This window comes from Hydrogenivirga sp. (assembly GCF_056450045.1).
In genome coordinates this window covers 1-6,274 of record NZ_JBWONM010000016.1, presented here as the reverse complement: position 1 = coordinate 6,274, position 6,274 = coordinate 1, and the positions used below count along the sequence as shown (strand labels likewise).

At 51.5% G+C, this 6,274-nt stretch carries 8 protein-coding genes and 1 pseudogene; 5 read left to right on the top strand and 4 right to left on the bottom strand.

Features of this window, described 5'->3' with window-relative positions:
• Window positions 1-755: hypothetical protein (locus AC1HCM_RS00550; protein ID WP_479459825.1), on the bottom strand; the 755-nt coding region annotated here is incomplete at its 3' end.
• 20 nt (window positions 756-775) lie between these two features.
• Here AC1HCM_RS00550 and AC1HCM_RS00545 point away from each other — a divergent pair.
• Window positions 776-1,285, top strand: a complete 510-nt coding sequence (locus AC1HCM_RS00545; RefSeq protein WP_479459824.1) for a hypothetical protein — start codon at window positions 776-778, stop codon at window positions 1,283-1,285.
• Here AC1HCM_RS00545 and AC1HCM_RS00540 read toward each other — a convergent pair.
• On the bottom strand, window positions 1,279-1,830 hold the full coding sequence (locus tag AC1HCM_RS00540; protein WP_479459823.1) for a septal ring lytic transglycosylase RlpA family protein: 552 nt from the start codon (window positions 1,828-1,830) through the stop codon (window positions 1,279-1,281). The genes AC1HCM_RS00545 and AC1HCM_RS00540 overlap by 7 nt on opposite strands.
• Entirely contained in the window at window positions 1,827-2,501 is a 675-nt protein-coding gene (locus AC1HCM_RS00535; RefSeq protein WP_479459822.1) for a hypothetical protein, read from the bottom strand. Before AC1HCM_RS00535 ends, AC1HCM_RS00540 begins: the two co-directional genes overlap by 4 nt.
• 52 nt (window positions 2,502-2,553) lie before the next feature.
• On the opposite strand from AC1HCM_RS00535, the gene AC1HCM_RS00530 reads away from it, so the two are divergent.
• From AC1HCM_RS00530 to AC1HCM_RS00520, 3 genes are read left to right on the top strand one after another with little or no spacing between them, the layout of a single operon-like run.
• On the top strand, window positions 2,554-4,317 hold the full coding sequence (locus tag AC1HCM_RS00530) for a mechanosensitive ion channel family protein (protein ID WP_479459821.1): 1,764 nt from the start codon (window positions 2,554-2,556) through the stop codon (window positions 4,315-4,317).
• On the top strand, window positions 4,256-4,696 hold the full coding sequence (locus tag AC1HCM_RS00525) for a nucleoside deaminase (protein ID WP_479459820.1): 441 nt from the start codon (window positions 4,256-4,258) through the stop codon (window positions 4,694-4,696). Before AC1HCM_RS00530 ends, AC1HCM_RS00525 begins: the two co-directional genes overlap by 62 nt.
• Complete coding sequence (locus tag AC1HCM_RS00520) at window positions 4,693-4,980, top strand: DUF503 domain-containing protein (protein ID WP_479459819.1); 288 nt, start codon at window positions 4,693-4,695, stop codon at window positions 4,978-4,980. The genes AC1HCM_RS00525 and AC1HCM_RS00520 overlap by 4 nt, the downstream gene beginning before the upstream one ends.
• A 194-nt stretch (window positions 4,981-5,174) precedes the next feature.
• Here the strand turns inward: AC1HCM_RS00520 and AC1HCM_RS00515 are convergent, their stop codons facing one another.
• Window positions 5,175-5,918: a PHP domain-containing protein gene (locus tag AC1HCM_RS00515; protein ID WP_479459818.1), complete on the bottom strand. Its 744-nt coding sequence runs from the start codon at window positions 5,916-5,918 to the stop codon at window positions 5,175-5,177.
• Between the two features lie 201 nt (window positions 5,919-6,119).
• Between AC1HCM_RS00515 and AC1HCM_RS00510 the strand changes: the two are divergent.
• Window positions 6,120-6,274, top strand: a pseudogene (locus AC1HCM_RS00510) (menaquinone biosynthesis decarboxylase); the annotation flags it as partial.

Sequence of the window (6,274 nt, the reverse complement as noted above, 5' to 3'; positions counted from 1 at the left end):
GCATAGGTGTAGGATGAGACCCTGCATCCATCATCCCTGTGGTGAACCATCAGAAGCCTGCCACCGTATGAGTTAAGACCTGTGCAGCCTATAAAGTCGCTCCCCGAAGGGCAGTAGCTAAAGTCGTTGGAGACAACCGATGCGGTGAGAACCACCCCGCTCACCCCCGATAGCCTGTGGGAGAGGTAAGCAGAGGCGAGGGAACCCCTGCTCACCCCGACGAGGTAAACCCCTGAGAAGCTCAGACCCGTTTTATTCTTGGCATCTCTGAGAACGTCCTCTACGTCCCTTAGGACGTCGTCGTGCTCTGGATTGCCGTCCTCATCCCAGTCGCCACCTACCCTGTAGGCGCTCGCCACAACCTTGTTGTTAAAGCCGTTGAACCTGCTCTTTACCTCTGGAGGCATATCAAGGAGGATCACGACGTGCTTCCTGCCGGCAAAGGCTTGGGCGTTCCTCGCGAGGAAGTTGTAGCTCACCCAGAGCTCTCCGCCGAGGTCTATGGAGTTGCCGCTGTCCTTACCGCAACCATCCTTCTCCGAAGAGTATCCGAAGTGGCAGGTTCCATCTCCTCCGGGAAAGAGAAGGAGGGCTATGGGCTTGGGTGCATCCTTGTCCCTTATCAGCAGGTACCTGACACCCTCTTTGGGGGATGTGTAGATTGAAGCGGTCACGTTCTCGGGGGCATGAAGGGATGCTCCCTTCTGTCCGCAGCCAAAAGCAAGAAGCATGAGAGCGAGCACTAAACCTCTCATCCAAAACCTATATTTATTCTATGGCAGACCTGATAATGATGTGGGGGGAGATGGACGGTGAGAGCTTCTCTCCCGAAAGGATATTCTGGCTCCTGTCAAAACCCCATCCCCACTGGGTTGAGACCAGCAGGGACAACCTCAAGCTTGACTTCAGGGAGAGCGGATTCAGGCAGTTTGTCTCCCTGTCCTCAAGATACATAGTCACGGACGCCATGCTCATGTTCGGTCTCCAGTTCTCCTACGAAACCCAGAGGCTCATAGAGGCTCTGAACCCTGTCAGGCTCATGGTCAGGATGAAGCCGGGGAGCTACCTCGGTATGAGCCACCACTTTCTGGGTGCTCCCTTTGAGATAGAGATGGACGATGTCCTTAAGGAGTTTTTGAACTCTGCGAGGGATATCCTTGAGAGCACCGGCTTTGGTAAGGACGTCGTTATCGTATCCTTCAACCCTTACTTAGAAGACCTTATCCTCGGGAACCTCAGCAGGATAAACAACCTCAGGTTCAGGTTTATGAGTGCGAGTCAGTAGGTGTTAGCCATATCAAGGATTATGCTGTCGTAATACTTGGACAGGGACTCGGGAGCCAGACATCTGAGGGGAATAACCTGAACGAGGGCTACCCCGTCCAGCATCATGCCGAGCTTGTAGGCTGCCGCCTGAGAGAGGTCAATTATCCTTCCGTCCACGTAGGGTCCCCTGTCGTTTATCCTCACGGTCACAACCCTCCCGTTCTCCTCGTTCCTGACGAGGACGTAGGTGCCTAAGGGGAGGGTCCTTGAGGCTGCTGTGAACTTGAAGAGATCGTATATCTCACCGTTGGCTGTCTTCCTTCCGTGGAACCTTCCTCCGTACCAGGATGCTGTCCCCCTCTCCACCCTGCATCCTTTCCTGACCTTTATCCCCGGTGCGACCTCAACGTAGTCCTCCTTCAGGAGCTCCGAAAGGTGCCTTCTGAACTCCTTTATCTCAACGAGCGTCCTCTTTTTCTTCTTCACCCCGAGCTCAAGGTGAAGCTCCTCACTCCCGAATGTAAGGGCACAGACGGTAAGAATTAAGAATGCAAGCCTTCTCATAGCTCCAAGGGATAGTGGTAGGGCTTAAGAGAAACCTCACCTTCGGGCAGTCTCACGGGGGACTTGAGAAGCTCCTCTATCAGTTCAAGCTTACCCTCCAGGCTTGAGACATCCTTGCCATATAGCTTTGCAAGGTCCTCAAGGTCGGGAGCCTTTCCCACCTTCTTGGCTATCTCTCTTGATATGACGTACGCCTTGCTGTCAACCTCGGGGTAGAGGTCCTTTATGTAGGTGAGAACCTCGCTTGAGTAAACCACAACCCGCGGATACCTCGCCATCCTCTGGATCATCTCCTCAAGGTGGAGCTGGTCGTGTTTGGAAATTCCCTCCTGCGTCTTTATCGCTGCTATGAGCTTGTCCCCCTGAAACTCCGCATGGTAGATAACGTAACCCGTGGGCACCACCTCCCAGCCTGACTCAAGGGCTGTTGTAAGAAAGGCTCCCAGAGCCTCCTCCTTTGTCGGAAATATGTTCGTCACCTTCTCAAACTCCTCGGGGGAGACCTCCAGATAGACGATACATCTTTCATTGTCCACCCTCTCTAAGGAGAGCCTGGGGGTGAGCTCCTCCCAGTTCTCTATGAGGGCGTATCTCTCGGGGTAGTTCTCCTTGAGGAACTTCTTCACGTCATCTATATCCGAAGCGCAGCTGACGGCGGTTTGAAGCTTCATACTTTCCTCCAGAGCTTAAATTTTTCTACGTCTTATATGATACTAAAGAGAGATGGAGGGCTGGACTCTAAAATCCTTTGAGCTCCTCAGAAGCTTCTTTAAAAGGCTTGCCCAGGAGCCTATTACCGAACTGTCTGTGCTGGTAGCCTTCCCCCTGATATACCTGCTCCTCTTGAGGGGTTTGAGGCTCCTCTCCGAAAGCCTCAGGAAACCCTTAGCCTTCGGCTTTTTGAGGCTCTTCTTAGCCCTCGGCTTTTACGGTCTTGCCACAGTGGGTATTGAGAGGTATTCGGGGCTCCTCTCCTTGCACCTCATAGTCGCAGGCTTTTACGTAGAGGTCCTCCTATCGCTGGTCTCCCTGCTGGAGAGGTGGGTAAAGCCGGGCACCCCTTCTCTTGTGCTCACCCGGGTCTTCCTACTTATGGGGGGTATTTCCCTCTTCCTTCAGGACCTCTCAAGGAGGTATGAGCCTTCCCTTGGGAGCTTTTACAGTACAAGCTTTAAGCTCTTCTCCGCCCTATTCCTCACGGTTTTGCTGATAAAAACCTACTCCCGGGTAGCTGAGGAGCTCAGGGATAGGGTTGTCGGAAGGGTGCTCAGAAGGGCTCGCCTCGGGCTCTTTATCCTTTATCTCTTCATAATAACTGCATGGGTTCTCGGTGAGGTAAGTCTATCTCAGGACCTCGTGATAAGGGTGGTCCTCATAACCGGCATACTCTTTGGCTACTACTCCCTTCAGGTTTACCTCATATCCCATCTTGAAAAGAGCTTTCCCGATTCCTTTTCGGCGGTAAAGGATAGCTTGAGGAAGTTCCTTACCCTCTTAGCCCTCTTCATCCTGTACAAGGGCATGGAGGTTCTCTTCCCCCTTGAGAAGGCAAAGTCCTACCTCGGGAGGGCTTACGTAATAAACACGGAGCTCGTGAAGATATCCCTCCTCTCCCTGATAGAGAGCCTCTTCATATTCTTATTCTTCCTATCCCTGACAGCCCTTCTGAAGAACCTCGCCTACATATACTACATGAAGAAAGGGAAGGAGGTGGAAGCCGGCTCAATCCGTGCCCTCATATCAAATACGGGTCTCCTCCTCACGGCTACCCTCTCCCTCGTTCACCTCGGTATAACCTGGAAGGTAATGATTCCCATAGCGGGAGCTGTGGGCGTTGGTCTTGGCTTTGGACTTCAGACGATATTCAACAACTACGTGAGTGGTTTTATCCTGCTTCTTAGCAAGAACATAAAGGTGGGTGACCTCGTTGAGATAGAGGGCAACGCCGGTCGTGCCATAGGAAGCACCTCTGAGACCATATTCGGTCAGGTTGCGAACATCAACATCCTGACCACGGTGATAAGGACCACCGATAATGTAGAGATAGCCATCCCCAATTCAGAGTTCGTCTCGGGCAGGATAATAAACTACTCCCTGTCCGACCCATACATAAGGGTGAGGATACCCTTCGGGGTGTCTTACTCCTCAGACCCTGAGAAGGTCAGGGACATACTCCTCAGAGTTGCCCAGGAGAGCGATATAGTCCTAAAGAAGCCAAAGCCGAAGGTCTGGTTCTATGAGATGGGGGACAGCGCCCTTATCTTCTATCTCCTCGTGTGGGTTGATGTCAGAAAGTTCTACAGGATGAGGGCACTCAGAAGTGAGATCTACTTTAGGGCATGGAAGGAGCTTAAGAAAGAAGGCATAGAGATACCCTTCCCCCAGAGAGACCTATGGTTCAAGAATCCCCTCAAGGTGGAGATAGATGAGAGAGGACTTCATGAGAGAGGCTCTGAAGGAGGCAAAGGAGGCTCTCCGGAAGGGTGAAGTCCCAGTTGGGTGCGTCGTTGTGAGGGAAGGAGAGGTAATCGCCCGTGCCCACAATCTCACCCACTCAAGGAGGGATGCCTCCGCCCATGCGGAGATACTCGCCCTGAGGGAGGCGGCGAAGGGGCTGGGGGACTGGCGCCTTGAGGACTGCGATGTCTATGTCACCTTAGAGCCCTGTGTGATGTGCAGCTACGCCCTTGTCCTATTCAGGGTGAGGGAGCTCGTCTTCGGAGCCCTTGATGAGAAGCACGGTGGGGTGATGAGCCTGTACAATATACTTGATGACCCCAGGCTGAATCATAGGGTAAGGTGGGTTTACAGCCCGGTTGAGGAATGCGCGGACCTGCTAAGGGATTTCTTCAGGAAGAGGAGATGATAGTGGGGGTTATAAGGGTTGAGGTGTACATACCCGATGCGGGTTCCCTCAAGGCAAAGAGGAAAGAACTCAGGTCAATAAAGGACAGGCTCAGAAGCACTTTCAACGTCTCGGTATCGGAGATAGACAATCAGGACTTATGGCAGAGGGGAAGCATAGGGATAGCCCTCGTCGGGAGCGACACCTCTCACATAAAGGAGAGCCTTGATAGGATTATCAGCTTCCTTGAAAAGAACTGGGCACACCTGATACTCAACATCCGTCAGGAGATAGTGAGCTTGTAACTTCCTCTAAGCTTTAGCCTCTGCCCGCACTTGCATGAAAAGCAGGTCTGTGTGGTAGGCTCAAACCCGTCCACAAACTCCACGGGAATAAGGGTAGCAAGGTGTGTTCTGAAGCTGATTACCGAATAAGCCTCCGTGCCACCCCTCTATACTCTCATCCTGAAAGGCGTTGCCATAGTCGGATAAAGGGACTCCTAAAGAAGGATTAACTCCTCAACTTTTTCCGCCTCCCTCTCCTTATTAAACCTGGGGGAGAAGAAGGTTATCGCTACGTTTTTGTTCTCCCTTAGGACTTCTTTTACCGCTTCCTGGTCCTTGTAAGTTTTTATGAGGGTTCTCCAGGAGAAGAAGTGGTGAAGGTGGTGAAAGTCCGAGTTCGCAACAATTCTGCAACCCGCAAGGTTTACCGAATTGAATAAATCAAACTGGTTTGCAACCTCCCAGACGTCAAAGAGTTCCTTGAAATTTTCCATGTTCTCGTAAAGGTGTTTTGAGAGGTGCTTCCTGTCGCTTCCCTTTTTCTCGGGGTGTGCGGCGATGCTTATCCCTCCCTTTTCTCTAACAATTTCGGTTATCGTCTCAACGCTCAGGAAGGGGTCAATGTAATCCTCAACATCAAGGACAACTATGTGGTATTTATCCGTGTTGTTCGTGACTTCAAATCCCGGAATGAGTATCATCCTGTATTCCTTCCAGGCTCTCTTTGCCTCTTTCCTCAGGAGCTTTATGTAGTCCTTGAAGTTCTCGGTCGTTATGGAGGGAACTTTCGTTCCTCTCTCCTCCAGTCGCTTCAGGTATTTTCCGTCAAAGACATGGTCTGTTATGGCAATAACGTCAAATCCCGCCTCCCCGTAAAGGTCAACCACCTCCCCCAGAGAAAGACTCCCGTCGCTAATATTCGTGTGAATGTGAAAGTCGCATAGAAGCCACCTTTCCATACCTCACCTCCTGTAAAAACCTTTAATGCCTCAGTGTTAAGCCTTTGTTAAGGGAGAAATTAACAGGATGTCTCCTCTCAAACCTGGGCTGTCTACCTTCCTTAGAGCTGTGCCTCATATATACTGCATCCCCTATTTCTGGACATATCAAGTAGTTCTCTCACAAGTGGGGTTAGGAGTGGTTCCTGTAAAATCTTTCCTATGAGCTTCAGAAGCCTTCAGGAGTTCGTCAGGGCACTTGAGAGAGAGGGAGAGCTTGTAAGGGTAAAGGAGAGGCTCTCTCCCATCCTTGAGATAACGGAGGTCATTGACCGGGTCTCAAAGATGCCGGGAGGGGGTAAGGCGCTTCTCTTTGA